Raw genomic sequence first — 26,085 nt, 5'->3', positions numbered from 1 at the left:
CCTGCGGACTGCGTGAGAAAAAGCTCTTTTTCTGCTATGCTGGAAAAAGAGCTTTTTGCGTTGGGAAAGGGGAGGGTTTCGTTGACCGAATATGCAGGGGAACCGGATCGCCAGGACCGGAAAAAAATACGGGAAGCGATCAAAAACAAGCTGTCGCTCGTCCCGGAGCAGCCCGGCTGCTACTTGATGAAGAACCGGGAAGGCACGATCATCTATGTCGGCAAAGCCAAGGTGCTGCGCAACCGGCTGCGGTCTTATTTTACAGGGAGTCATACGATCAAGACGCAGCTGCTCGTAAACGATATCGTCGATTTTGAGTACATTGTTACGGCCAATAACATGGAAGCGCTCATTCTGGAGTGCAATCTGATCAAAAAATATTATCCGCGATACAACGTTCTGCTGAAGGACGACAAGTCATTTCCATACATCAAAATTACGAACGAAAAGCATCCCCGGCTGGAAGTAACGCGCCGGGTGCTGAAGGATAAAGCCAAATATTTCGGTCCTTATCCGAACCCGTACGCTGCGGGGGCGACGAAGAAGCTGCTGGACCGGCTGTATCCGCTCCGCAAATGCAAGACGCTCCCGGACCGCGTATGCTTGTACTATCATCTTGGACAGTGCATTGCGCCCTGTGAATACGAGGTCGAGCAGGAGACGTACGACAAGATGGTGCACGAAATCAGCCGGTTTCTCAGCGGCGGGCATAACGAGATCAAGCAGGAGCTCACCCGCAAAATGCACGAAGCGGCGGAGGAGCTCAATTTCGAACGGGCGAAGGAGCTGCGGGACCAGATTCAGCACATCGATATCGTCATGGAAAAGCAGAAGATCACGACGACGGATACCGTGGATCGCGATGTCTTCGGCTTCGCCGTAGACAAGGGCTGGATGTGCGTGCAGATTCTTTATATGCGCCAAGGCAAGCTGATCGAGCGGCATGCGTCGTCTTTTCCATACTACGGCGAAGCGTATGACGATTTCCTGACGTTTGTGACGCAATATTACAGCGAGAACCCGGCGCTGCCGAAGGAAGTGTTCCTCCCGGCATGGACGGAAGGGCAGCCGCCCGCGTCAGGCTCGGAAACGGCCGCCACCGTCGAGGCGCCAGCGATGGAGGCGCACGTGGAAATGGTAGCCGAAACCGGAACCGTGTATTCCACGGACACCGATCCGGAGCCAGCCGATGATCCAGTAGAAGCGGACGATCCCACCGGATCGGGGTCCAAGGCCGATGTGAAGGAAGCGCTGGAAAGCTGGCTCAAGGTCAAAGTGCATATTCCGCGGCGCGGACTCAAGAAAAATATGGTCGACATGGCATGTGACAACGCCCGCGTATCGCTGGAAGAAAAATTCCGTCTGATCGAGCGCGACGCGGACCGGACGGTCAAAGCGGTCGAAAATCTGGGACAATGGCTCGGCCTGGGCACCGTTCGCCGGATCGAAGCGTTCGATAACTCGAACATTCAAGGGTCGGACCCTGTATCCGCGATGGTCGTATTTACGAACGGCAAGCCGGACCGCAAAGAGTACCGGAAGTACAAAATCCGCACCGTACAAGGTCCGGACGATTACGAAACGATGCGGGAAGTGGTGCGCCGCCGGTACGAGCGGGTGCTCAAGGAAGGCCTGCAAATGCCCGACCTGATCGTCATCGACGGCGGGCGGGGTCATATGTCCGCAGCGATCGACGTACTAGAGAACGAGCTGGGGCTTTATATTCCTGTCTGCGGGCTGGTCAAAGACGTGAAGCACAAAACCGCCCAGCTGCTGATCGGCGATCCGGCCGAAGTGGTCCCGGTGCCGCGCGACAGTCAGGAATTTTATTTGCTCCAGCGCATTCAAGACGAAGTGCACCGCTTTGCGATCACGTTCCACCGGGAAACCCGCGCCAAGTCGATGACCGTCTCGCAGCTTGACGCGATTCCCGGTATTGGGGAGAAGCGACGTAAGGCGCTGCTGAAGCATTTCGGCTCGCTTAAGAAAATAAAAGAGGCCGAAGTCGCAGACTTCAAGCCTCTGGGGATCAGTGAGAAGCTGGCGGGCCAAATTTTATCGGCGTTAAACGGCCGGAATCCGGACTCGCCTCCGGAAGCGGGGGAGCTCCAGGAAGAGATGCAGCAGGCGGACGCCGATTAAACCGGCCGTGAAGCCATGCAATGATCCATCCGACCGCTGCGGGTACAAGGAGATATAGCGCTCCGAGGGCAATCTGCAGCGGTTCTCCCGTATACATAAGCGATAGTCCCATCAGGATGCTGTCCATAGCGGCATGGGCGAACATAGCGGTCAGGAAGCCGTACCGCAGAAACGCCCATCCGAAGACAAGGCCGAGCACCGTCACCTCGATCAGTCGCGTGTACACCGGATAGATCGGGTACTGCGTATGGCTCATGGCCCAGATGATGCTGGGCAGGAGCACAGCCAGCGCCCGGCTGCGGGTCAGTTTGAGCACGAGCGCAATGCCGAGCAGCCGGTAGACGGCTTCCTCCGATATCGCGGCAGCCCAAGCCATTAATGGGAATAAGCCCGGTACGCGCATATTGTATATGGAGTCCGTCGGCTCGCTGACCGCCCACACGTCGAATGCTTCCGAGGCGATGAAGAGCATCACTTGCTGCACGCCAAGAATGAACAAGCAGATCAAGTAGCCGCGTACCATGGCCGTTCGCGTCTCGCTTCCGAACTGCGGATCGCGCCATACCGGCCACGCATTCCAGCCGCGGTTCAGCCAAAGCTGCCGCCCGGCCAGGAAGGAAAGGTAAGTCGAGCCGGCCATCAGCGTAATGAAAATATTCATAATCAGCAAATAGATAGCGGCCTCCGGTTCCGAGGGGCCGCTTCCGTGCATGGTCCGGAAGGCCGGCAGCATATTGAAGTTGTTCGTCAGGTAGATGGCTAAAAACAGCATTGTCAGCACCGTGCCGCGTCCGAAGCGGACCTGCCTCCGATAACGGATGATAACAATCAGCGCGGCAAACGTCATCATCAGAGATGCCGCCATACTGATTCTAGTCATCAGGGCGGATCGCTCATCTTGGGCTTGCTGCCAGGAAATAAAGCTGTCCGGAGCCGGGAAAACCGGTTTAAAGGACACCGCTTGCCCGCCGGACACGCCGAGACGGAGCTCCAGCTTTGCCGCGCCAATTTGTTCTGTTTTGCTCACGTAGACGAGAGCCCCGCTGCGGTCCCTGCCTTGTTCACCAGATCGTGTAAACTGCTCCGGTGCGTAGCCCATCTCCCGGATGGTTTGCTCCGCCAATCGGGCGGGATCGGCTTCGGACGAGCTGACCGCATCGCTTTTTGCAGCCGGAGATTTACTGCGCTCCCAACTGAAGATTTGCAGCGTTTTGTAATTTACGGCGACATAATAAGTTGTTCCGTACCGCTTGTCGTTGATCTCTACCTCGTAATATTCAAGCGGATATTGGTCACCGTAGCGCTTCGCGTATTGGTTGTACAGGTGTTCTTTTTGCAGATAGCCGCTAATGGCCGTGTACGCTTGATACAGCACGTTCGTTTGCGACTCCGGGGACAGCTTGAACCTGCTGCGCACAAAGTCTGTCGCTGCCGCTTCCGCTTGTTGTTTGGACACTTCCGGGGTGTTCGGCGGGGCTTGGTCCACCCGCTCTGTGTCCCGAAAAAAAGGCGAGACGATGATGACGCCAAAGTACAGCAGCAGTCCGATGACGGCAAGCAACGGCAGGGGAGTTGCGGAATAGAATCGTTTCAGCATAAGAGCTCCTTATCGGATCCGGAATAATAACATTGTATTCTTATAAATTAGCATACATGCTCCGAGAAAATCCATCGATATTGCGAGCGTGGTAAGGGAAAAACGCGAAAAGCGAAGCCACATAGGCGTAAGAGCGCTTACATCTGACTTTAGGTTCTAATTCTCGTACCATTTCAGTCAAAAACAGCTTTGTACTTCCGGGCAAACGGGATTATAATTCAATTCATATCAATTGAATAACAAGCCGAATTTCTTTACGAAAACGGGGGAACCATGATTTTAGGGGTGAATTCCGCAAGTCCTTCTTTGGGCGTGTGGATAGGGTGCCTGTAAGCCCGAATCCGTCAGCTAACCTCGTAGGCTTTCTTTGCAGGAACCTTTACACACGACACTAGGGGTTTCCAGTGTCTTTTTTGTTGCCTGAAACCTGTTAACAGAGGTGTATGATGAAATCTATCGCCAAAAAAATCAAGCTGAAGCCGCCGCAAATTTTAGTGATCGGCTTTGCGGCGATCATTCTGCTCGGGGCTACTCTGCTCTCCTTACCGATCTCCTCGGCAAGCGGACAACCTACGCCCTTTCTGGACGCGTTGTTCACGGCCACGTCCGCCACTTGCGTAACCGGATTGGTCGTTGTGGACACGGGCAGCCACTATTCCATGTTCGGACAAATTGTCATTATTTCCTTGATCCAGGTCGGAGGCCTCGGCTTTATGACCATGGCGACGCTGTTTGCTTTCGTGCTCCGAAAGCGCATATCGCTCAAGGAGCGGCTCATCTTGCAGGAAGCGATGAACCAAGGGAGCATGGAAGGGATCGTCCGCCTGATCCGGCGCGTCCTCGTCTATTCGCTTACGATCGAATTCGTTGCGGCCGTTATTTTCTCCATTCGCTGGTCGTTCGATTTGGGGATAGCCAAAGGCATTTATTTCGGCATATTCCATGCGATCTCGTTTTTCAATAACGCCGGTTTCGATTTATTCGGCTCTGTCGTTGCTCCGTTCACCAGTCTGACGACGTACGCGGACGATTGGATCGTGAACATCGTTTCGATGAGCTTAATCATACTGGGCGGCATAGGCTTCGTCGTCATGTCCGACGTCGTCGATTACAGAAAGCATAAGCGGTTGTCCTTGCATTCTAAGGTCGTGCTGTCCGCCACTGGCCTTCTGATCGTGGTTGGGGCGGTCGTCATCTTTATTTTCGAGTTTACGAATCAGAAGACGCTGGGCTCGCTGAACTGGTCCGGCAAAATTCTGGCTTCGTTCTTTCAATCCGTTTCGCCGCGGACGGCCGGGGCGAACTCGGTCGATATTGGGGCGATGCGCCAGGCGTCGCAATTTTTTATCATTATCCTGATGTTTATCGGGGCGTCTCCGGGATCGACGGGCGGCGGGATTAAGACGACGACGTTCACAACGCTGATTGGAGCGATGATTGCCATGATCCGCGGGAAGGAAGATATCGTCTTGTTCCATTACCGGCTCGGCAAGGATCGCATTCTTAAAGCGATTACGCTCACGATGATCGCTTTGTTTCTGGTCATTTTCGTCACAATGCTGCTCACCATGACGGAAAACCAGTCGTTTCTGAAGCTGCTGTTCGAGGTGACTTCCGCCTTCGGCACGGTCGGATTAACGATGGGTGTGACGCCGGAGCTTTCTTATTTTGGAAAAATTATGATTTCTCTCACTATGTTTGCCGGCCGTCTCGGACCGCTTACGCTCGCTTATGCGCTTGGGCCGAAAGCGGAAAAAGAGTTGTACCGATACCCGGAAGGAAAAATTACGATCGGATAGGGGAAGCTAGCGAATGAAACGTAGTCAGTATGCAGTCATCGGCCTCGGCCGTTTCGGTTCCAGCCTTGCAAAGGAACTGATCAAGCTCGGTTATGAGGTGCTGGGGATCGACAAGGATGAAGAAGCGGTGGAGGAGATGAGCGACGAGCTGACGCACGTCGTGGTGGCGGACGCTACCGACGAGGATGTGATCCGCTCGCTCGGCATCCGGAATTTCGATTGCGTCGTCGTTTCCATCGGCGATGACATTCAAGCAAGTATTTTAACGGCGATTTTGTTAAAAGATAGCGGTGTAGGCATGGTGGTGGCCAAGGCGCTGTCCGAGCTGCACGGCAAAGTGCTGCAAAAGATCGGGGTGGACCGCATCATCTATCCCGAGCGGGATATGGGCATCCGCGTGGCGCACCAACTGGTATCGCCCAATCTGCTCGACTACATCGAGCTGTCTGACGATTATACGATTGTGGAGCTTTCGGTGCCGCGCAGCTTGAACGGCCGTTCGTTGAAGGAGCTCGATCCGAGAGCGCGGTACGGCTGCAGCGTCGTGGCGATTAATAAGAAGAGCGGCGTCATCATCGCTCCGACTGCAGAAGATATGGTGGAAGAGCGTGATGTTATGGTCGTCATTGGAACGAACGAGCAGATCGAGACGTTTGAGAACGATATCCGGTAGCAAAGGGCGATCGACCGCAGTAAGGCCGAGTTTTCAGGAGGCGAAGAGGTACAAATGGAAAACAGTGTTATGATCGAACACGTACTCTTTCTTATTATATTTATCCTCCTCATCGGTATGATTTTCGGAAAAGTAGCGAGCTGGCTGAAACTGCCGGACGTCGCTCTTTTTTTGATCGCGGGCGTTGTCGTGGGCCAAGGGCTACATCTGGTCAACGAGCCCAGCAGCTCGTTTATGAACCAGTTTATTTTGACGGCCGGATCGGCGCTTATTCTGTTTGACGGCGGACGGAATATCCGGTTGTCGGGGCTTCGCAAAGTATGGATCACCGTATCGCTGCTCAGTGTGCCCGGGGTTCTGATCACCTGTGCCGTCGTTGCTTTTGCCGCACACTGGCTGCTCGGCATCCCGATGATGTACGCGGTGCTGCTCGGCGCGATTATTTCTTCGACCGACCCGGCGACGCTCATCCCCGTTTTCAAGCAGGTGCGCATTCGTCCGAAGGTAAGGGAAACGGTCGAAAGCGAGTCCGCCTTCAACGACGCAACCGGCTCCATCCTGACCTTCTCGGTGCTCGGCGCGATCACAGGCGGACAAGCCTTGTCGGTCAGCGCGAGTGTGATCGGGTTTGTGCAGTCGGCCGTGGGCGGCATTGTCGTCGGCGTGCTTGTCGGACTCGTATTGGTCTATGTTACGGCTCACTTCAAGCTTGGCTGGCTGCGGGATTATGCGACCATCGCCTTGATCGTCACGGCGCTCGGCGCGTATTGGCTCGGCGACGTGCTGCACGTCAGCGGCTTTATGGCGACCTTCGTGGCCGGCCTCATCTGGGGCAATCACGATATGTTCAAGCTGGAGCTGGACGACAAGCTGCACGAAATGGCCCATTTTACCGAAAATATGACGGTGGTTATGCGGATGCTCATCTTTATTATGCTGGGCAGCCAAGTGAATTTCCGGGTCATTCTCGATCATCTATGGCCGAGTCTTGCCGTCATCGCCGTATTTATGCTGATCGCCCGCCCGTTGACGGTGCTGGCCTGCGCGCTTCCGGACCGCAAGGCCGGGTGGAAACGCAACGAGATTGTATTCATGTTCTGGGTGCGCGAAACGGGAGTGATCCCGGCGGCGTTATCGGGCATGGTTGTCGGGATGGGCGTGAAGTATGGGGACGTGATCGCGTCAGTCACGTTTCTGGCCGTACTGCTGACCATCCTGCTGCAGGCCGGAACGACGGCGTATGTCGCCCGAAGGCTCGGATTGGAGGAGAAGGCGGGCGGAGAGACCTGACGCTTCGTCTCCCCGGCTTTCTATAACGTGTATTCGTCCGACGTATGGTAATGCCGAACCGCTTGATCGATGAAGCGGCGGATAGACGGTTCAAGAACGGCTTCCTCCGTGAACAACAGCGAGGTCGTTCTTTTCGTCTGTTCCAGATCGGGGATGAAGCGCACGGTCAGTTCGTTGTCTTCGATCAGATTGCGGCGCAAATACGATTCGGGCAAGAGTGTTGCCGTTTTGCAGGTGGATACAAGCCGGGTAATCGCTTCGAACGAGTCGATCTCCATTTTGACGTCAGGGTGTACCCCGCAGCGGTGAAACATCTCGTCCATCAAGACGCGGTACCATGTGCCCCGCGAAAACAAGATCATCGGCAGCTCATGCAGATCTTGAATATTAAGCTCCTCCTTGTCTGCGAACGAATGCCCTTCGGGTAGTACAAGACAGAGCGGGTCATCGAATAAGGGCACGCAGACGATGGACGGATCTTCGATCATGGAGGCGACGAGACCGATGTCCACGCGTTTCTCTTTGATGAGCGGCACGATCTCGTGCGTTTTGCCGGTAACGGCCTTGATGTCCGTATTCGGATATTCGCGGGTATAAATCGTAATCAGGTCGGGCAGCGTCGACTGGAGCGTCGTCAGGCTTGCTCCGATGACGATGCTCGCGGGTTTGACGTTTGTTTTGAACGCCTGCAGCTTCTCGTGCAGCCGGCGTTCCAGCCGCTTTTGCTCCAGGGCGAACTCGTAGCATACCTCGCCGGCACGGGTCAGTTCCAGTCGTTTGCCTTTGCGGACGAAGAGCTGAATGCCGAGATCCTCCTCCAGCCGCATAATTTTACGAGACAGCGCGGGCTGGGAAACGTTGAGCAGCTGCGAGGCTTTGTTCAAGCTCTGCTGCTCGACGACAGTGGCAAATACGTCGATAAGCTCCATAGCGGGTATCCCTCCTTTTCATATGTTAATAAGTTATAAGCATATATAAAAAATAAGCACTTCCATTATAAGCGATTCAGGAGTAGTATGGAATATGTCACTTCTTGTTCACATTTTTTGCCGCAAACGGTATAAAAGCTTGTCGGAACATGGAAAATAGGCATAGCGTTTTTTGTTGACGCTCCCAGTACGCGGGAGTACAATGGTAAATGGTTTTGACGAAGCGGTGACAAGCCTTAATTTGAGGGGGGAACGAGTTTCAATGTTTAAAAATTCTTACTTTTCACGGAAGCTGCATTCATTGCTTGGTGTCATTCCGGTCGGCTTCTTCCTGGTCGAGCACCTGCTGACGAACTACAAGGCGTTCAGCGGCGGACATGCGGCTTTTTTGGATCAGGTGTTCTGGCTGCATGACCTGCCGCTGATGTACTTGCTGGAAATTTTCGGCATCTGGATTCCGCTCGCTTATCACGCGATCTACGGCTTGTACGTCGCATATACGGCGCGCAACAACGTATCCAACTACGGCTACTTCCGCAACCAGATGTTTTTCCTGCAGCGTGTAACAGGCGTTATTACGTTCTTGTTCGTGGCGTTTCACTTCTTCCAAACTCGCCTGCAGATCACATTCGGCAACGTGGAGCAAGCGGCGATTGGCGTGCACATGCATGGGATCGCTACCAACACCATTTACTTCATTATGTACTGTATTGGCATCATTGCGGCCGTGTTCCACTTCAGCAACGGCATGTGGTCTTTCCTCGTCAGCTGGGGGATTACCGTGGGGCCGCGCGCGCAGCAAGTTTCGACTTATGTATGGATGGGCGTGTTCGTGGTGATGTCCATCATGTTTATTTTGTCTTTGACAGCATTTATGAATCCGGATTTCAGTCAGCTGCCGAAAACGGTGAAAGGTTAAGGGGGAGGGACGATCATGGCGAATTCAAAAATCATCGTAGTCGGTGGAGGCTTGGCCGGCTTGATGGCCACCATCAAAGCGGCAGAGGCCGGAGTTCACGTCGACCTGTTCTCCTTGGTGCCGGTTAAACGTTCCCACTCCGTGTGTGCGCAGGGCGGCATCAACGGAGCGGTGAATACGAAGGGGGAAGGCGACTCCCCGTGGGAACACTTTGACGATACAGTATACGGCGGAGACTTCCTCGCCAACCAGCCGCCGGTTAAAGCAATGTGCGAAGCGGCGCCGGGCATCATCCACTTGATGGATCGGATGGGCGTTATGTTCAACCGTACGCCGGAAGGACTTCTCGATTTCCGCCGTTTCGGAGGAACGAAGTATCACCGTACGGCGTTTGCCGGAGCGACGACAGGCCAACAGCTGCTGTATGCGCTTGACGAGCAGGTACGCCGCTGGGAAACCGCCGGTCTGGTGAAAAAATACGAGCATTGGGAGTTCATGGGCGCGGTGCTGGACGACGACGGCGTATGCCGCGGCATTGCCGGACAAGACCTGCGCAGCATGGAAGTCAACACGTTCAAGGCTGATGCGGTTATTTTGGCGACAGGCGGCCCGGGAATTATCTTCGGTAAAACGACGAACTCGGTTATCAACACGGGTACGGCGGCCAGTGCGGTATATCAACAAGGCGTTTATTACGCGAACGGCGAGTTCATTCAGATTCACCCGACGGCGATTCCGGGCGACGACAAGCTTCGTCTCATGTCCGAATCCGCGCGGGGCGAAGGCGGACGCGTATGGACATATAAAGACGGCAAGCCGTGGTACTTCCTTGAAGAAAAATATCCGGCTTATGGAAACTTGGTACCGCGCGATATCGCGACACGGGAAATTTTCTCTGTCTGCGTCGATATGAAGCTCGGCGTGAACGGCGAGAACATGGTGTATCTCGACCTGTCGCACAAAGATCCAAAGGAGCTCGACGTGAAGCTCGGCGGGATCATTGAAATCTATGAGAAATTCATGGGCGACGATCCGCGCAAAATTCCGATGAAGATTTTCCCTGCCGTGCATTACTCGATGGGCGGCATGTGGGTCGACTATAACCAAATGACGAATATTCCGGGGCTGTTCGCCTGTGGCGAGAGCGAGTACCAGTACCATGGCGCCAACCGTTTGGGTGCGAACTCGCTGCTTTCCGCGATCTACGGCGGCATGATCACCGGTCCGAAGGCCATTGAATATATCAAAGGCTTGGATAAGCATGCCGAAGACGTTTCGTCGACGGTTTACGATCGTTCTCAAAAACAGCACACGGACCAATACGAAAGCATCTTGAAAATGAACGGCACCGAGAATGCTTACGTGCTCCACAAAGAGCTGGGCGAGTGGATGACGAACAATATGACCGTCGTCCGCTACAACAAACAGCTCCAACAAACGCTCGACAAAATCAACGAGCTGAAGCAGCGCTACAAAAACATCAATATCAACGACTCGGCCCGTTTCAACAACCCGGGTGTGGCATTCACCCGCCAGCTGTGGAACATGCTTGAGCTGTCCCACGCGATGACGCTTGGCGCTTTGCTTCGCGACGAAAGCCGCGGCGCGCACTACAAGCCGGAGTTCCCGGACCGTAACGACGAGAAGTTCCTGAAGACGACGAAGGCCAAATGGACGCCGGACGGTCCGAAAATCGAATGGGAAGAAGTCGACGTATCGCTGATCGAACCGAGAAAACGTGACTACACGACCGACAAGAAGAAGGGAGGTCATTAATCATGGCCGAAGCAACTGCAGCAGCGAACAAAAAGGTCAAGTTCATCGTAACGCGTCAGGATTCGGCAGAAGGCAAATCGTACACGGAAGAGTTCGAGGTTCCTTACCGTCCGAATATGAACGTGATCAGCGCGTTGATGGAGATTCAGCGGAACCCTGTGAACGCCAGCGGCAATAAGACAACACCGGTCTGCTGGGAATCGAACTGTCTGGAAGAAGTGTGCGGCGCTTGCTCGATGGTCATTAACGGCAAGCCGCGGCAAGCTTGCTCCGCGCTCGTCGACAAGTTGGAGCAGCCGATTCGCATCGCGCCGATGTCGACATTCCCGGTTGTCCGCGACTTGGTCATTAACCGCGAGCGCATGTTTGCTGCTCTGAAGAAGGTTAAAGCATGGATTCCGATCGATGGCACGTATGATCTCGGTCCGGGACCACGGATGGCCGAATCCAAGCGCCAATGGGCCTATGAGCTGTCCAAATGCATGACCTGCGGCGTGTGTCTCGAGTCCTGTCCGAACGTGAACGATAAAACGACGTTTATCGGTCCGGCGGCCGTCTCGCAGGTGCGTTTGTTTAACGCGCATCCGACGGGCGAGATGAACGCTCACGAGCGTCTGGAAGCTTTGATGGAAGACGGCGGCATCGAAGGCTGCGGCAACTCGCAGAACTGCGTGCGTTCCTGCCCGAAAGGCATCCCGCTCACGACATCGATCGCGGCGATGAACCTCGATACGACGAAGCATTTGTTCAAGAAATGGTTAAGCGTGTAATCATACTAATCGTAAAATTCTCCCTTGCTGTGATCGCAGGGGAGAATTTTTTTGTTTGGGAATAGGCATTTTAGATCACCTCTTCCAATTTATGACCTTGTCGAAATTTGTAAATGGAAGTATATTAAGACAAGGTATAATCGGGAAAATATGTTAAGATAGCGATTGTGGGAGTGCGGTTGCATTGGTCGATTTTATATTATTCATGGTCTTTTCGATATTGGAAACCTCGGTGATGTATTATTTGATGTTCCGTTTGTTTAAGTTCGATATGTACCCGGTTTCGATTATATTTGCGAGCACGGTCGCCTCGTTTATTTCGTATACAAATCGAAATGTATATGAGATTCAATCTATAGATGTTCTCGTGCAAATTTTTCTTATGTTTATGTTTGTCTGGCTGTTATTTAAAACGCATTTTTTCTATGCGGCCATTATGACATGTACGGTTTATGTCGGCTATGTTATATTGCAAATTACATATTATTTTCTTTTAAATGGAATCGGTCTTTTTGACTCGCGTATACCGATCCCCAGCGCCATCGGAACGTACTTGCTGCAAATTATCACGGCATCTACCGCTTTCTTATTGGGTTTGTGGATCAAGAGAAACCGCAAGGGATTCGACTTTGTTCCCCACTCCCAATATGAAGTAGTTAAGATGAATAAAATTAATATTGCGTTTCTTGGCTTAAGTTTATTATCTGTTTCCGTGATGTCTCTCCTATATCTAACGAATCAAATTATTCATCTTTTTTATTTGCCTTTTGCTTTAGTTTCTATCATGTACTTCATATTATATTTTGCATACAAAAAGGATCGCTCCGATGATTAAACGGCCGTCACGAGCCATCGCAGCTTGGCTAAAAAATGCCAATCCGGAGGAAACCGCAAGCATTGAAGTCATGGAGTACGCTTTAAGTATTCTAATTAATATTTCATTGATTATTATTATCTCGTTAGGTATCGGACATAGCGCGGGGAAATACGGTGAAACGGCTTTGGCTTTATTTACTTTTATTTTGTTAAGATTTTTTTCAGGAGGTATCCACCTCCGATCCAGTTTAGGATGTATAACGACAACCGTTGTATTGTGTTCAACAATTCCGCACCTTCCAGTATTGAGTAAGTCAGAAATGTTGATATTTACTTTCATTTGTATTTTATTGTTGTTGTTGTTTGCACCTCAAGTGGATAGTGAGGCCGGTTTCAAACCTAAATTGAAACCTTTATTTAAAATCATATCGATATGCATTGTGAGCTCGAATTTAATATTATGCTCCTCGATTACCGCGGTCGCTTTTCTAATACAGTGTTTGACCCTCATTCCTTTAAAAGGAGATAAATAAGTATGAAGAAACTGATAGCCAAATGGGTTTCCATTATATTATCCGCTTGTGCTATGCTTTTCGCCGTTACTTTGAAGCCTGTTTTTTTCAGTCCCAAAGTCCCAAAAGAATTGATGGACAAAAATAAGGATTAGTTTGGAGTTGGATTTACAATGCGAGTGCTTCGGGAGGACGGTTCGGGTTACGAACTTGACGACGATGAGATCATTTTTTTCACCACTCATAATAATGTCATCAGCGTACATACCCGCACTGAACGATATATCGTTCCGACGACGCTCGACCAACTGAGCAAAGCGTATCAAGATTTGTCGTTCGATAAGGTGGATCGATCTTATAGCGTAAGAATGGACCGGATCGAAGGTTATCATGCCGTTCGTAAGGCGGTTTTTTTTGAGGAAGAAACGACGGAGAACACAAAATTCGCTCCCGTTTCTGAGCCCAATATGAAAAAAGTGTTAAAGCATTTGAACAAGAAAAAAGACCAACCTTGAAAGGCTAGTCTTTCTTCGGCAGCGCTCCGGGGATCGATTGACATCGGTTATGGTTGATGCGCTGGTGAACGAGGTCTTGCAGCAGATGCATGAACATCCAACTGATGGAAGCGAACTTGCTTTGCTCTGTCGGGAAATCGTCAAAGTAGGCCTTCAAATGGTGTCCTACTCCCTTGACCTTGGACATGTTCACGACATTGGAGCCATCGAGCTGCCAGAAGTCTTCGATATGATTTTCCAGATCGTCCAAATCCGCGATAGCCCGGTATTCTCCATGCAAGGTATGGAAAATAAGTCTTCCGGACTTATCCTTTTCGGTATAAAGAACATCGCTGTGGAGATCGATAACGGCGAGTCTGTTTTCTCCTGTTGGCAAAGTTTGAATAACCGACATGGGCGATTTCATGGAGGCTCTCCTTTTGTGTACTTTTTAACAAAATTATGAATACTAAATAATGGTTGACCATGGAATTGTTTACTAAAAAGGATAACATATATTTAGTACTTTTTTTATATTGGTTTAAAATTTAAATCGTCTATTGACAAAATAAGCCAAAGCTATCTATAAAATTCCGTTGACGAATCGGTAGGATAGAAGGTAAAATAGACATTAATTTAAACGTTTAAATTATGTTGAAGAATTGGAGTGCCGGTTATGAGCAAAAAGCGCCAAATCACGATCGTGGATCTGGCAGAGGCGGCCGGCGTATCGATTGCTACGGTGTCGAATGTGCTGAACCGACGGAATGTCCCGATGTCGGCCGAGACAATTCGGAAGGTGGAAGCGGCGGCGGAGCTTCTCGGTTACCGCCGCAATGTGATGGCGGCCAGCCTCAGCAGCAAAAAGTCCTACGAGCTAGGGATGCTTGTACCGAGCTTCGGCGGGTATTATGGGCGTTTTGCCGAAGAGATGCAGCGTACCGCTCACCAGTACGGGTACCATCTGTCGGTATTTTCGGCGGCGGGCTTCGATCCGGAGATCGAGAAGCGTCACTTGGACGTGCTGCTGCAGCGCAGGGTAGACGGGTTGTTTTGCCACGGGTTGGCTATGTCTCAGGAAGCCACCAGACAGATCGTATCCGACGGTACCCCACTGGTCCTGTTTAACGCTTGGGGGTGGCCGAGCGACATCGCGGTCGGCGCGGTCAATCTCGATTTTCTGGGAGGCTGTGATACGATCGTACGGCATTTGTACGAGCACGGCAGCCGGAAGATGATTTACTTAGCGAAAGCAAAATCGCTTGGAACGGACCTGCAGCGCCGGATCGGTTTCCGCAATGGGCTGGACCGGCTTCCAGAATCGATCCCGTCCACGATTGTGGAGCTGGATGACGGGTTCATGATGGATGAAGCAGTGGAACAGGTTCTCGCTTTTTCGGACGGGGTACGGCCCATCGGAGTTATGGGATTTGACGATAATGTGGCGTTGGCGTTCATGTTTGCCGTGCTGCGCCATGGATACAAGGTTCCGCAGGACGTGCAGATTGTCGGGGTCAATAACGATCCGTTCACATCCGTCTGCTATCCGTCGATGACGACGATGAACATTCCTTACGACAAGCAGGCCCGGCTGGCCATTCGTTTAATGCTGGAGCAGTTAGGGGAGATCGATACGATGGTGCGGATCGATGGAATTTCCGATCGTGTCGAGATTACCGATGCGCACGAGGTTCGCGTTCCGATGCAGCTTGTCCCGCGCATGTCCACCCAGTCCGTCTGACAAGCAGCATTGGCCTTCGGGCCCTACATAAACGACAACCAGAAAAGGAGCTTGATCCTTATGAATTTGTGGCAAAAGGCGATTGAAGACGCGGTTCAAAAAACAAAAGCCAACATCGGTAAATTCAGCGGCTTGTTTCCTCATGTCAGCGAGAACGGAAAATATATTTTAAACGATAATTGCGATTGGACGGAAGGCTTCTGGTCCGGGATGCTGTGGCTTTGCTATGAGCATACCAAGGACGAAGCGTTCCGTGAAGCGGCCGTGTGGACGGTCGAAAGTTTCAAGAAACGGCTTGAAGCCCATCGGGTGCTGGACCATCACGATATCGGGTTCTTGTACTCGCTTTCCGCCAAAGCACAGTGGATTATCGAGCGGGACCCGGCTGCCAAGCAGCTGGCGCTGGAAGCGGCCGATGTCATGATGCGGCGTTGGCGTCCGAAAGGCCGTTACATTCAAGCGTGGGGACTGGAAGGCGATCCGGAGAACGGTGGTCGCATCATCATCGACTGCATGATGAACCTGCCTTTACTGTACTGGGCTTACGAGCAGACGGGCAACAAGGAGTACTTGGACGTAGCGGTTACGCACGCCGACAAATCGCGGCGTTTCTTAGTCCGTGGGGACGATTCGTCTTTCCATACGTTCTACTTCGACCAAGAAACGGGCGAGTCGCTTCGTGGGGGAACGCATCAAGGCTACCGCGATGCCTCTACATGGACCCGGGGACAAGCTTGGGGCATTTACGGGTTCGCTTTGTCTTACCGGTATACGAAAAATCCGCTGTATCTGGAAACGTCCCGCCGCATGGCGCGTTATTTCCTTGAGCGGCTTCCGGAAGACGATGTGGTGTACTGGGACTTTGATGCGCCAGTCACCCCGGAGACGAAACGCGACAGCTCCGCGTCCGCGATCGCATCAGCCGGACTTGTTGAGCTTCTGTCTCATTTGAACGCCGAGGATGCCGACCGGGCCTTCCTGGAGGACGGGCTGCACCGCTCGATGAAATCGCTGGTCGAGAATTATTCCACGATCGGACAGCCGGATGCGGAAGGGCTGCTGGAGCACGGCTCATACAGCGTGCGCGGCGGATCGGCGCCGGACGATTATATGATTTGGGGCGATTATTACTACCTCGAAGCGCTGCTTCGTATGGAAAAAGGCATCACGGGCTATTGGCACGAAAGAAGCTAGAATGAATGGGAAAGCTCCCTTACGATTCGATCCGCGTAGGATGGCGTAAGGGAGTATTTTGGCATGAAAGCGGGAGGCCCATCATGTCAATATTGCAGTAGTGCTGGGGAGAAGAGAGCAAGATTTTTCGCGAAATGACAGCGGTTACAATTTTGTTACAGAAATGAAATGTTCCTGTTATGTATTTAACATGTTGGGGGTGTAATATAATAAGCAAGACCCCCTTTTTAATATATAAACCTTTGAAGACTCGCCCCGTTGGCGGGTCTCTTTTTTTGAAGAAACGTGACCATCATGGGATAAGGATTTGTAAAAAATTATATTATACGATAAAGAGGTTGAGGAATGGGTACGATTAAATGCGGTTTTTGGATGACAAAATTCCTTATTACACCAAATGAATTTGAAAACATTCTTGAAATATGCGATAAATATGGGATAACTTTTGAAGTAACAACATTTGAGCGCCCCAAGCATAGCAAAGAAAACGTTCTTGTTGAATACAAAAAATATTATAATCATGTTACATCTATGGAAAAAATCAATAACAGAATCGGATTCGTATATTCTGTTGTAATTCCAGATACTTTAGGGTTTCACCTTGTAAGTAATAAGTTTCAATATTCGGATGAGGTCAAAAGGTTTTGGATTGATGACCTTTATCTTGAATTATCTTATCAAAAGGCTGTTGCAATTAACGACGAAACAGGAGAATATTTCACATATGAAGATATTAATCTACATTATCCAAAAGGATATCCTATTTATAAGGAGATTGAGGATTATATCAAAGGTATATCAAAGCCAATGCGAATAAAAATAAATGATAAAGTAAAAAGTTTTCCGATTCGCATTAGTCAAAATGTTGCAACGGACTTAGAACAAAGTTGGTCTTTTAAAGAAAATCAAATTGAAATGATTAGTTACAAGCCTAAAAAATGAATTCGGTCATAAACGTTGAAAATAAGCATTTGGTAACTACTCTGAGGAAACCTGAGTAGTTACACATTTATTTAATGAATAAGTCAATCAGCTGCAAAATCTCAACAAGCAAAGTCTCTCCTATCGGACCGGCCTTAACTCGCTCTCAGCAGCAGCGCGAAACTTTGCCACCTTTGGCGTTGTATCGGGCTTCCTGCGCCTCGCGGAAAAACTCCTCCCGTGTCTGGATCGGCTCCCCCGGATGGCATTCCTTTCGATGCTCGACGTACCGCTCATAGTTCGGAACCCCGACGAGCAAGTCGAGGAACTGTCTGCGGTACTTGAGCACATCCTTGACCGCCTCAAACATACTTCGGCACCTCCCGGGCGCCGTCTGCGCCGCGCGCTACGTAAGGCGCTTCGCTCAGCCCGACAGGCAGGCCCTTCAGCACGCGGTACCATGTCCGCAGCGATACGAGGAGCACAGCCAGCACGATGATCATAAACACGCCGCATAAGATCGCATCCACATAATCGTTCGTGATGATCTGCTGCATTTGCGCGGCCGTTTTGGCCGGAGCCACCAGCTTCCCGGCGTTCAAAGCGTCCTGATACTGCTGCGCATGGGTCAGAAACCCGATCTTGGCGTCGGGATGAAACAGCTTTTGCCAACCAGCCGTCATCGTAATGGTGAGCAGCCAGACCGTCGGCACCAGCGTCACCCAGGCGTACGCTTTCTTGCCCATTTTTAGCAGGATGGTCGAGCCGAGAATGAGCGCCATGCCCGCCAGCATCTGATTGGCGATACCGAACAGCGCCCAGAGCGAGTTGATGCCGCCTAGCGGGTCGATGACGCCTTGATACAAGAAATAGCCCCAACCGGCCACGCAAAGCGCCGTAGCCACGACGTTGCCAAGCGTCGATTCGGTATTGCCGAGTGGCTTGACGACGCTGCCGAGAATTTCTTGAATCATAAACCGGCCTACCCGGGTTCCCGCATCGATCGTCGTCAAAATAAACAAGGCCTCGAACAAGATGGCAAAATGATACCAGAACGCCATCAGCGCCTTGCCGCCAATGACCCCGGACAAAATATGCGCCATGCCGATCGCGAACGTCGGTGCGCCGCCGGTCCGTGAGAGAATCGTCGATTCGCCGACGTCTTTGGCTAAATTCGTCAGATCGTCGGGTGTGATCGTAAAGCCCCATGACGTTAGCGTGGCCGCCGCTTGCACCGCATCGGTGCCGATGGCGGAAGCCGGGGAGTTAATGGCGAAGTAGGCGCCCGGCGTAATGACGCAGGCGGCGATCAGCGCCATAATGGCGACGAACGATTCCATCAGCATCGCGCCGTAGCCGATCGGCCGGGCGTGCGTCTCCCGCTCCAGCATTTTCGGCGTCGTGCCGGACGAAATCAGCGAATGGAAACCGGAGACGGCGCCGCACGCAATCGTAATGAACAGGAACGGGAACAGATTGCCGGCAAACACCGGGCCCGTGCCGTCGATAAACTTCGTCGTGGACGGCATCGCCAGATCCGGCATGACGAACAGGATGCCGAGCGCCAGTCCAACGATCGTGCCGATTTTCAGAAACGTGCTCAAGTAATCGCGCGGAGCCAGCAGCAGCCAGACCGGCAGCGCGGAAGCGATGAAGCCGTAAGCAATCAGCATGAGCGCAATCGTTTCACCGCTGAACGTAAACAGGCCAGAGAGCACCGGGCTTTCCGCCACGTACTTGCCCCCTACGAGAGAGCCCAAGAGTAGCACCAGCCCGATCAGCGAAGCTTCGGCGACTCGGCCCGGACGAATAAACCGCATGTAGATTCCCATCACGACGGCGATGGGGATGGTGGCTGCGATGGTGAACATCCCCCAAGGGCTGCCGACCAGCGCTTTGACGACAACAAGCGCCAATACGGCGAGCAGAATGACCATAATGGCGAGAATGCCGACCATGGCGATCACACCGGCGGTCGGGCCGATTTCGTCCTTGATCATTTCACCGAGCGATTTGCCGCCTCGTCTCGTCGAAGCGAATAAAATGACGAAGTCCTGTACGGCTCCGCCGAGAATAACGCCGATCACAATCCAGAGCGTGCCGGGCAAGTAGCCCATCTGTGCCGCAAGCACCGGACCGACGAGCGGCCCCGCGCCAGCGATCGCGGCGAAGTGATGCCCGAACAAGACCCATTTGTTTGTTGGCACGTAATCTTTGCCGTCATTGTTGATTTCGGCCGGCGTCTTGCGGTTATCGTCCAAACCGAGCACTTTACGGGCCAGAAATTTACTGTAAAAGCGGTAAGCGACGGCATAGCACGAGACGGCGGCGACAATCAGCCAAACGGCGTTGACCGATTCTCCGCGGTTCAGCGCAATCGCCGCGAATCCGAGGGCGCCGAGTACCGATACGAGTCCCCACAAACCTATGGATTTCAAGCTTTTAGCCATAGCGGTTCCCTCCACCTGTGAATTGCTTCCATATTGGCAGCGTTTGCAAACAAGTATAAACGCTCTTTTGCCCGAAGGAAACCGCTTGGATCGCATGATGTCCGGAACCCGGTTCAAGATGTCAGATTTCCAGCTTCAAACGCAGCTCCTTCACGTAATTCCGGCTGACGGGAACTCGGCTCCGCGCTGTATCGTCCATCCGTACGTCGTAAGCCCCGTTGACCCACGACTTCAATTCCGAGATCGCTTCCAGCCGGACCAGATAGCTTTTATGACAGCGGAAAAAACCGAACGGCGCGAGCTTCTGCTCCAGCTCTTGCAAGGTATAGGAGACCTCGTAAGCTTTGTCGATCGTATGGACTTGAACCCGCTTGCCTTCCTTGCTGATATAAACGATATGTTTCGGCGATACGTACTTGATGCCATCGTCCAATTCCAGCGCCAGCTTCACGCAGGCGTCTCCTGCCACAGGCTTGCGCGAATTCGATGCAAGGCTCTTCTCCGCGGCCAGCCGCAATTCCCGAAAGACCGCATCGAGATCGTCCTCGTCATACGGCTTCAAGACGTAATGAAACGCGCGCAGCTTGAAGGCGTCGACCGCATAATGATCGTAAGCGGTGGAAAAGACGATTTTAACCCCCGGGTCGAGCTCGCCTACGATTTGCGCCACCTGCAATCCGCTGAGGTCCGGCATCTCCATATCGAGAAACAGCACGTCAGGCGTCTGCTCCTTCACCTTGCGGATCGCGTCCATTCCGCCAACCGCTTGCGTCACCTGCGACACGTCGGCAATCTGCTCCAGCAAATAAGCCAGCTCCTCCCGAGAAGGCGCTTCATCATCGGCAATCACCACATTCCAGCCCATTTCTATCACCTCACCCAAAAGCTAACTTTTGTGCCTTTCCCCGGCGTGCTATCGATCTGCAGCGGCTGCTCCGTGCCGTAATGATAGCTCAGCCGCTGGCCGATGTTGTGCAGCGCCACGCCCGCATGCTCGTCCACCGCGCCCGCCACGCCTTGGCACATACCTGTGCCGTTGTCCTCCACCGTGATCCGGGCGCGGTATTGTCCGCCGTACGCTTCCTGCTTCACGCCGAGACGGATCATGCCGGGCCTGCCGATGTTTTGGAGCCCGTGCACAATCGCGTTTTCCACCAGCGGCTGAATCGTAAACGGCGGAATGCGGCAGTCCAGCGTCGCTTCGTCAATATCCGTTACAAACTCCAGTTGGTTGCCAAGCCGTGCCTTGGTCAAGCTCAGGTAGGACATAACAAGCTCAAGCTCGTCGCGGACCGTGACCAGCGTTTTGCTGCTGCCGTTTATATTTTTGCGGAGAAATTTGGACAGGTGCATAACGAGCTGCCGCGCTTCCTCCGGTTTCGTGCGGATGAACGATTTGACCGTATTCAATACGTTGAATAAAAAGTGCGGGCTCATCTGCGCCTGCAGCGAGCGGATTTCGGCATCGGCCAACAGCTGTCCCTGCCGCTCCGCTTCCACGAAAGCATACTGCTGAGAAATAAGCCGTGCTAGCGTTGTCATCATCCGCCGCCGGGACGGGGTATCCTCCTGCTTCCGCTCGTAAAACAAACGGAAGCGGCCGATCTGCTTCTTATTTTGCATTTCCATCGGCAAATCGACCCAATACGGCGTCTGGCGGCCTTCCTTGACCCATTCCATATCGTTTTTGTAAAAATACGCGCCGACGGCTTTCGTCTCCTCATGCAGCGTTCTCGCAACTTCCCGGACCGCCCGGTCAAAATCCAAGCGCCACAGCGGCATCGTTAAATCGGCGATATGCAGCGCTTTGCGCGCGTGCTCTGTCCCGATCCGGTCCTCCTCGCTTTCCATCGTATGATACACGATGAAAAACAGCGATACTCCGATCCCGTTGGCAACTACTTGCGGAATCCCGATCAGCGAAACCAAACCGAGCGCCTCGTTCCAAGGCTTCGCAAGCAGCAAAATCAAACCCATCTGCACTGCTTCCGCGAGCAGGCCGACGACAAACGCAGGCTTGGCCGAAGCCGCGTGCCGGAACCGTCGTTTGACGGCATTGCGGCATAATCCCGCCATGATGCCTTGGGCGACAGGCGCCAGCATGCAGGCGACGGCGACGAAGCCGCCGAGGCTGTAGCGGTGCAGGCCGGCAATGACGCCGACGATCAGCCCGCTCTTCACCCCGCCGAGCAGGCCGGCAATGACGACCCCGATCGACCGGGAGTTGGCGATGGCGGCTGTGGGGGAGACATCGCCGATCCATGGCGCCGGTTGGTACGAATGCGGGGTCACGGTTACCCCGGAATACGTACCGAGAATCGCATACAGGCTGAAAAAGACGACGAAGCGCCACTGATGAGCTAGCTCCCCTTGGTAGCTCATATAGCTTCGCATCCACCGGCTCCGCGAGAAGACGAACGCCAGCGCAATCAGGAAGCCGACCCGCTCCAGCATATCGACAAAAAGATGCAGCATCCTTACACATCCGTTTTAGAGGAATCTCGGTACTTTGTTGTCTATTATATCGTATTTGCTGCGCTGTGAACGTCGAAAGAATGAAAAAATGGGGTTAATTTGAAAATAATGTATTTATGAAAAATCGAAACGAATCTCGTGCTATTATAATAGAGTCGTTTCGTTTTCCGGAGAGGGGAGTAAATATGGGCGAAGCGTATAAACTGGAATGCGGTCATTGCGGCTATCATACGAACGTTTTTGTAGGAATCGGATTCATGTACGTTGATCTGCATTCCATCGCTTCATTCGTGCAGGACACGGCGCTTAAGCAGCGAATTGCCGAGTTTGAGAAGGAACCAAGCACCCGATACGAGGCTTACAATGCTTTGTACCGGTGTAGGGCATGCCGTTCGCTCCGGAATGAGCTTTACCTGGAGATGAAGTCGGATAGCGATTATTTTGTCACCACCTATTCCTGTGGGAAATGCATGGAAGCGATGCATCCCGTGCCCGGCGATCCGGGAGCGGTTCAGCTGGATTGTCCCGAGTGCGCAAGCGGTAAGCTGACGGCGACCTTTTATATGGACTGGGATTAAGTACGGCGTGCCCGCCTTAATTTCACGCCCGAATTTGCCGCTCCACGCCAAAACCCCGGCTGCTTCGCCGAAGGTCCTGTAACAACGGACTTCCGCAGACGGCCAGGGTTTTAGTTTTTTGGCGCAATGCGAGTGTCAGACTTTCCGGCTGAGCCGGATGATCTGACCGCGGTATAGTTTAAGCGCGGGCAGCCTTTACTCGCAGGTGCAGTTCAGTACGGGCTTGCGGGCAGCCAGCGTTTCATCGAGCCGTCGGACGACGGTCGTGTACGGGGCGTTTAACAGCAGGTCCGGCTGCTCCTCGGCTTCCTTCACAATCCGGATCATCGTATCGATAAACGCGTCGAGCGTTTCCTTGCTTTCCGTCTCCGTCGGCTCAATCATGATGCATTCCTCGACGTTGAGCGGGAAGTAGATGGTCGGCGGATGATAGCCGAAATCGAGCAGGCGCTTGGCGACGTCGAGCGTCCGCACGCCGTACTTTTTGAGGCCGCGTCCGGACATGACGAACTCGTGCTTGCAGACGCCCGGATATGGCATTTCGAAATACGGAGCAAGCCGGTGCATCATGTAGTTGGCGTTCAGCACCGCGTATTCCGATACTTCGCGGAGCCCTTCCGGACCGTAAGTACGGATGTACGTATACGCCCGGACGAGAATGCCGAAGTTGCCGTTGAAAGCCTTCACCCGGCCGATCGAGTCCGGACGGTTGGAGTCGAGATAGAACGTGCCATCCTCACGACGGGCCACGATCGGCTTCGGCAGGAACGGAATGAGCTTGCCTTTCACCCCGACCGGCCCTGCGCCTGGACCGCCGCCGCCGTGCGGGGTGCTCATCGTCTTGTGCAGGTTGAGATGCACGACGTCGAAGCCCATGTCGCCGGGGCGCGTAATGCCCATGATGGCGTTGGAGTTGGCTCCGTCATAGTAGAGCAAGCCGCCTGCGGCGTGGACGATCTCCGCGATCTCCACGATATGCTCCTCGAACAAGCCGAGCGTGCTCGGATTTGTCAGCATGAGCGCGGCCGTGTCGGGCCCGACCGCCGCGCGCAGCGCGTCCAGATCGACGAATCCCTGTTCGTTCGATTTGATCGTCAGTGTCTCGAATCCGGCCGTCGTCGCGCTGGCAGGGTTCGTCCCGTGGGAGGAGTCCGGTACGATGACCTTGGTCCGCGTCTCGCCCCGGCTTTCGTGGTAAGCGCGAATCATCATGAGCCCCGTCCATTCGCCGTGCGCTCCCGCAGCCGGCTGCAGCGTCACCTGATCCATGCCGGTGAGCGCGGCGAGATCGTTCTGGAGCGTGTACAGCAGCTCCAGTGCCCCTTGAACGCTGGATTCCGGCTGATACGGGTGAATTCCGGCGAACCCGGGGAAACGCGCGGTATCTTCGTTAATTTTCGGATTGTATTTCATCGTGCACGAGCCGAGCGGATAAAAGCCGTTGTCTACGCCGAAGTTGAGGCGCGACAGCTCGGTGTAATGCCGGATCACGTCGACCTCGTACACTTCCGGCAGGGCGGCTGGCTCGCTGCGAAGCATGTGGGACGGAACCAGCTCGGCGGCTTCCGTCTCCGGGACGTCGCAGGCGGGCAGCGAGTACGCGACGCGCCCCGGCTGGCTCAGCTCGAAAATGAGCGCTTTTTCCGGTTTCATACGAGTTCCCCCAATCGTGCTGCAAATTCGTCAATTTCGGCTTTGGTCCGTTTTTCGGTAACGGCGACAAGCATATGGTTCTGAAGCTCGGGATAATATCGGCCCAGATCGAGCCCGCCGATAAACCCGGCTTCCAACAGCCGTTCGTTCAAGTCCGCGATATTGGCGTTCGCCGGAAGGCTCACGACGAATTCGTTGAAGAAAGGCGCCGTGAACGGCAGCGACGGACCTTCGAGCTTCGCCAGCTCGCGTGCGGCATAGTGGGATTTCTGCAGATTCAGGCTTCCCACCTCGCGCATTCCTTCCTTGCCCATCGTGGACAGGTAGACGGAGGCGCACAACGCCAGCAGCGCTTGGTTCGAACAAATGTTCGAGGTCGCTTTTTCGCGTCGGATGTGCTGCTCCCGGGCTTGCAGCGTCAGCACGAAGCCGCGCTTACCGTCGCGGTCGACCGTTTGGCCGACGATCCGGCCGGGCATGCGGCGCATCAGCGGCTCGGAGACGGCGAAGAATCCGCAGGTCGGGCCGCCGAACGCCGGATGAATGCCGAGCGGCTGAGCATCGCCCACGACGATGTCCGCGCCCAGCTTACCGGGCGCTTCCAGCAGTCCGAGCGATATCGGATTCGTGCTGACGACGAATAGCGCTTTGCGGCTGTGAGCGATCGGTTCGATCCCCGCCAGATCCTCGATGCAGCCGAAGAAGTTCGGCGACTGCACGATGACGGCGGCGGTATCGTCGGTTACCGCAGCTTTCAGCTGCTCCAGATCGGTCACGCCGTCCGCATAGTCAACCTCCACCACGTTCAGGTTCAGGCCGCGCGCCGTCGTGCGCATAATTTCGCGCGCCTCGGGGTGGACGGTCCGCGAGATGACGATCTGCTTCCGCTGCGTGGCGCCGCTGGCGAGAGCGCCCGCTTCGGCCAGCGCCGTCGCGCCGTCGTACATGCTGGCGTTGGCAACCTTCATGCCGGTCAGCTCGCAAATGTACGATTGAAATTCGAAAATCGCCTGCAGCTCCCCTTGGCTGATTTCCGGCTGATATGGCGTGTAGGCCGTATAAAACTCCGAACGGGAAATGATATGATTGATGACGACGGGCACGTGGTGATCGTACAGACCCGCGCCCAGAAAGCTGGTGTATTGACTCGTATCCGCATTGCGCGAAGCCAACTGCTTCATATGCTTCAGCAGCGAGATTTCGTCCAGCGCGCCGGACATCGGCAGTGTGCCGCGGTAGCGGATCGGATCGGGTATGTCTCGAAACAGCTCATCGACCGAGTCGACGCCGATCGTGCGCAGCATGTCGGCGCGATCACGGTCGGTCATAGGCAAATAGCGGTGTTTGACGCTCATT

General features: G+C 53.5%; 22 protein-coding genes and 1 riboswitch. Of the genes, 13 read left to right on the top strand and 9 right to left on the bottom strand.

Features of this window, described 5'->3' with window-relative positions; all coding sequences use genetic code 11:
* The first annotated feature begins 36 nt into the window (after positions 1–36).
* Entirely contained in the window at positions 37–2,142 is a 2,106-nt protein-coding gene (gene uvrC / locus BLO51_RS02215) for an excinuclease ABC subunit UvrC (protein ID WP_281180310.1), read from the top strand.
* Here the strand turns inward: uvrC and BLO51_RS02210 are convergent.
* A complete protein-coding gene (locus tag BLO51_RS02210) occupies positions 2,030–3,739 on the bottom strand; it encodes a CPBP family intramembrane glutamic endopeptidase (protein WP_090666388.1) in 1,710 nt (569 codons plus the stop codon). The two genes, uvrC and BLO51_RS02210, sit on opposite strands and share 113 nt — an antisense overlap.
* 232 nt (positions 3,740–3,971) lie before the next feature.
* A riboswitch (cyclic di-AMP (ydaO/yuaA leader) is annotated at positions 3,972–4,117 on the top strand.
* Between the two features lie 68 nt (positions 4,118–4,185).
* On the opposite strand from BLO51_RS02210, the gene BLO51_RS02205 reads away from it, so the two are divergent.
* The 3 genes from BLO51_RS02205 to BLO51_RS02195 are packed head-to-tail and all read left to right on the top strand — an operon-like array spanning position 4,186 to position 7,501.
* Complete coding sequence (locus BLO51_RS02205) at positions 4,186–5,538, top strand: TrkH family potassium uptake protein (RefSeq protein WP_090666385.1); 1,353 nt, start codon at positions 4,186–4,188, stop codon at positions 5,536–5,538.
* Between the two features lie 13 nt (positions 5,539–5,551).
* Positions 5,552–6,211, top strand: a complete 660-nt coding sequence (locus tag BLO51_RS02200; RefSeq protein WP_090666383.1) for a potassium channel family protein — start codon at positions 5,552–5,554, stop codon at positions 6,209–6,211.
* Positions 6,212–6,265: 54 nt separating this feature from the next.
* Positions 6,266–7,501, top strand: a complete 1,236-nt coding sequence (locus BLO51_RS02195) for a cation:proton antiporter (RefSeq protein WP_090666381.1) — start codon at positions 6,266–6,268, stop codon at positions 7,499–7,501.
* A gap of 20 nt (positions 7,502–7,521) precedes the next feature.
* Here the strand turns inward: BLO51_RS02195 and BLO51_RS02190 are convergent, their stop codons facing one another.
* On the bottom strand, positions 7,522–8,430 hold the full coding sequence (locus tag BLO51_RS02190) for a LysR family transcriptional regulator (RefSeq protein ID WP_090666379.1): 909 nt from the start codon (positions 8,428–8,430) through the stop codon (positions 7,522–7,524).
* Between the two features lie 262 nt (positions 8,431–8,692).
* Between BLO51_RS02190 and BLO51_RS02185 the strand changes: the two genes are divergently transcribed.
* The 5 genes from BLO51_RS02185 to BLO51_RS02160 all read left to right on the top strand — a co-directional run bounded on the left by BLO51_RS02185 (position 8,693) and on the right by BLO51_RS02160 (position 13,738).
* Positions 8,693–9,349: a succinate dehydrogenase cytochrome b558 subunit gene (locus tag BLO51_RS02185; RefSeq protein ID WP_090666378.1), complete on the top strand. Its 657-nt coding sequence runs from the start codon at positions 8,693–8,695 to the stop codon at positions 9,347–9,349.
* Between the two features lie 15 nt (positions 9,350–9,364).
* Positions 9,365–11,125, top strand: coding sequence for a succinate dehydrogenase flavoprotein subunit (gene sdhA / locus BLO51_RS02180; protein WP_090666375.1), 1,761 nt, complete (start codon positions 9,365–9,367; stop codon positions 11,123–11,125).
* A gap of 2 nt (positions 11,126–11,127) precedes the next feature.
* Positions 11,128–11,895 (top strand): succinate dehydrogenase iron-sulfur subunit, encoded by a 768-nt coding sequence (sdhB, locus tag BLO51_RS02175; protein ID WP_090666373.1) that lies wholly within the window; start codon positions 11,128–11,130, stop codon positions 11,893–11,895.
* Positions 11,896–12,722: 827 nt separating this feature from the next.
* Positions 12,723–13,244, top strand: coding sequence for an accessory gene regulator B family protein (locus BLO51_RS02165; protein WP_090666368.1), 522 nt, complete (start codon positions 12,723–12,725; stop codon positions 13,242–13,244).
* Between the two features lie 152 nt (positions 13,245–13,396).
* Positions 13,397–13,738 (top strand): LytTR family transcriptional regulator DNA-binding domain-containing protein, encoded by a 342-nt coding sequence (locus BLO51_RS02160; protein WP_090666366.1) that lies wholly within the window; start codon positions 13,397–13,399, stop codon positions 13,736–13,738.
* Between the two features lie 4 nt (positions 13,739–13,742).
* Here BLO51_RS02160 and BLO51_RS02155 read toward each other — a convergent pair whose 3' ends face one another.
* Complete coding sequence (locus tag BLO51_RS02155; RefSeq protein WP_090666364.1) at positions 13,743–14,144, bottom strand: LytTR family transcriptional regulator DNA-binding domain-containing protein; 402 nt, start codon at positions 14,142–14,144, stop codon at positions 13,743–13,745.
* Between the two features lie 249 nt (positions 14,145–14,393).
* On the opposite strand from BLO51_RS02155, the gene BLO51_RS02150 reads away from it, so the two are divergent.
* The 3 genes from BLO51_RS02150 (at position 14,394) to BLO51_RS02140 (ending at position 17,594) form a co-directional block, all read left to right on the top strand.
* Positions 14,394–15,458, top strand: a complete 1,065-nt coding sequence (locus BLO51_RS02150; protein ID WP_090666362.1) for a LacI family DNA-binding transcriptional regulator — start codon at positions 14,394–14,396, stop codon at positions 15,456–15,458.
* Between the two features lie 60 nt (positions 15,459–15,518).
* Positions 15,519–16,652 (top strand): glycoside hydrolase family 88 protein, encoded by a 1,134-nt coding sequence (locus BLO51_RS02145; RefSeq protein ID WP_090666360.1) that lies wholly within the window; start codon positions 15,519–15,521, stop codon positions 16,650–16,652.
* A 345-nt stretch (positions 16,653–16,997) separates the two neighbouring features.
* Positions 16,998–17,594, top strand: a complete 597-nt coding sequence (locus BLO51_RS02140; protein ID WP_090666358.1) for a hypothetical protein — start codon at positions 16,998–17,000, stop codon at positions 17,592–17,594.
* A 145-nt stretch (positions 17,595–17,739) separates the two neighbouring features.
* On the opposite strand, the gene BLO51_RS02135 is transcribed toward BLO51_RS02140, so the two are convergent.
* The 4 genes from BLO51_RS02135 to BLO51_RS02120 form a co-directional block, all read right to left on the bottom strand.
* The gene (locus BLO51_RS02135) at positions 17,740–17,943 is read right to left on the bottom strand and encodes a YbdD/YjiX family protein (protein ID WP_010493609.1); all 204 of its coding nucleotides are present in this window, start codon (positions 17,941–17,943) and stop codon (positions 17,740–17,742) included.
* Positions 17,936–20,023 carry a carbon starvation CstA family protein gene (locus BLO51_RS02130; RefSeq protein WP_090666355.1) on the bottom strand — a complete coding sequence of 696 codons (2,088 nt, stop codon included), beginning with the start codon at positions 20,021–20,023 and terminating at the stop codon, positions 17,936–17,938. The genes BLO51_RS02135 and BLO51_RS02130 overlap by 8 nt, the downstream gene beginning before the upstream one ends.
* Before the next feature lie 121 nt (positions 20,024–20,144).
* The gene (locus tag BLO51_RS02125; protein ID WP_090666353.1) at positions 20,145–20,888 is read right to left on the bottom strand and encodes a LytR/AlgR family response regulator transcription factor; all 744 of its coding nucleotides are present in this window, start codon (positions 20,886–20,888) and stop codon (positions 20,145–20,147) included.
* A gap of 5 nt (positions 20,889–20,893) precedes the next feature.
* Positions 20,894–22,498, bottom strand: coding sequence for a LytS/YhcK type 5TM receptor domain-containing protein (locus BLO51_RS02120; protein ID WP_090666351.1), 1,605 nt, complete (start codon positions 22,496–22,498; stop codon positions 20,894–20,896).
* Between the two features lie 185 nt (positions 22,499–22,683).
* Between BLO51_RS02120 and BLO51_RS02115 the strand changes: the two genes are divergently transcribed.
* A complete protein-coding gene (locus BLO51_RS02115) occupies positions 22,684–23,076 on the top strand; it encodes a hypothetical protein (protein ID WP_090666349.1) in 393 nt (130 codons plus the stop codon).
* 195 nt (positions 23,077–23,271) lie between these two features.
* On the opposite strand, the gene gcvPB is transcribed toward BLO51_RS02115, so the two are convergent.
* Both gcvPB and gcvPA read right to left on the bottom strand, forming a co-directional pair.
* On the bottom strand, positions 23,272–24,729 hold the full coding sequence (gcvPB, locus tag BLO51_RS02110; protein ID WP_090666347.1) for an aminomethyl-transferring glycine dehydrogenase subunit GcvPB: 1,458 nt from the start codon (positions 24,727–24,729) through the stop codon (positions 23,272–23,274).
* Positions 24,726–26,084 (bottom strand): aminomethyl-transferring glycine dehydrogenase subunit GcvPA, encoded by a 1,359-nt coding sequence (gene gcvPA / locus BLO51_RS02105; RefSeq protein WP_090666345.1) that lies wholly within the window; start codon positions 26,082–26,084, stop codon positions 24,726–24,728. Before gcvPA ends, gcvPB begins: the two co-directional genes overlap by 4 nt.
* Position 26,085: the final 1 nt, after the last annotated feature.

Origin of the sequence: Paenibacillus tianmuensis (assembly GCF_900100345.1) — a bacterium.
Lineage (GTDB): Bacteria > Bacillota > Bacilli > Paenibacillales > NBRC-103111 > Paenibacillus_G > Paenibacillus_G tianmuensis.
The sequence above is the reverse complement of the archived record's forward strand: the minus strand, read 5'-3'. Positions and strand labels throughout refer to the sequence as shown.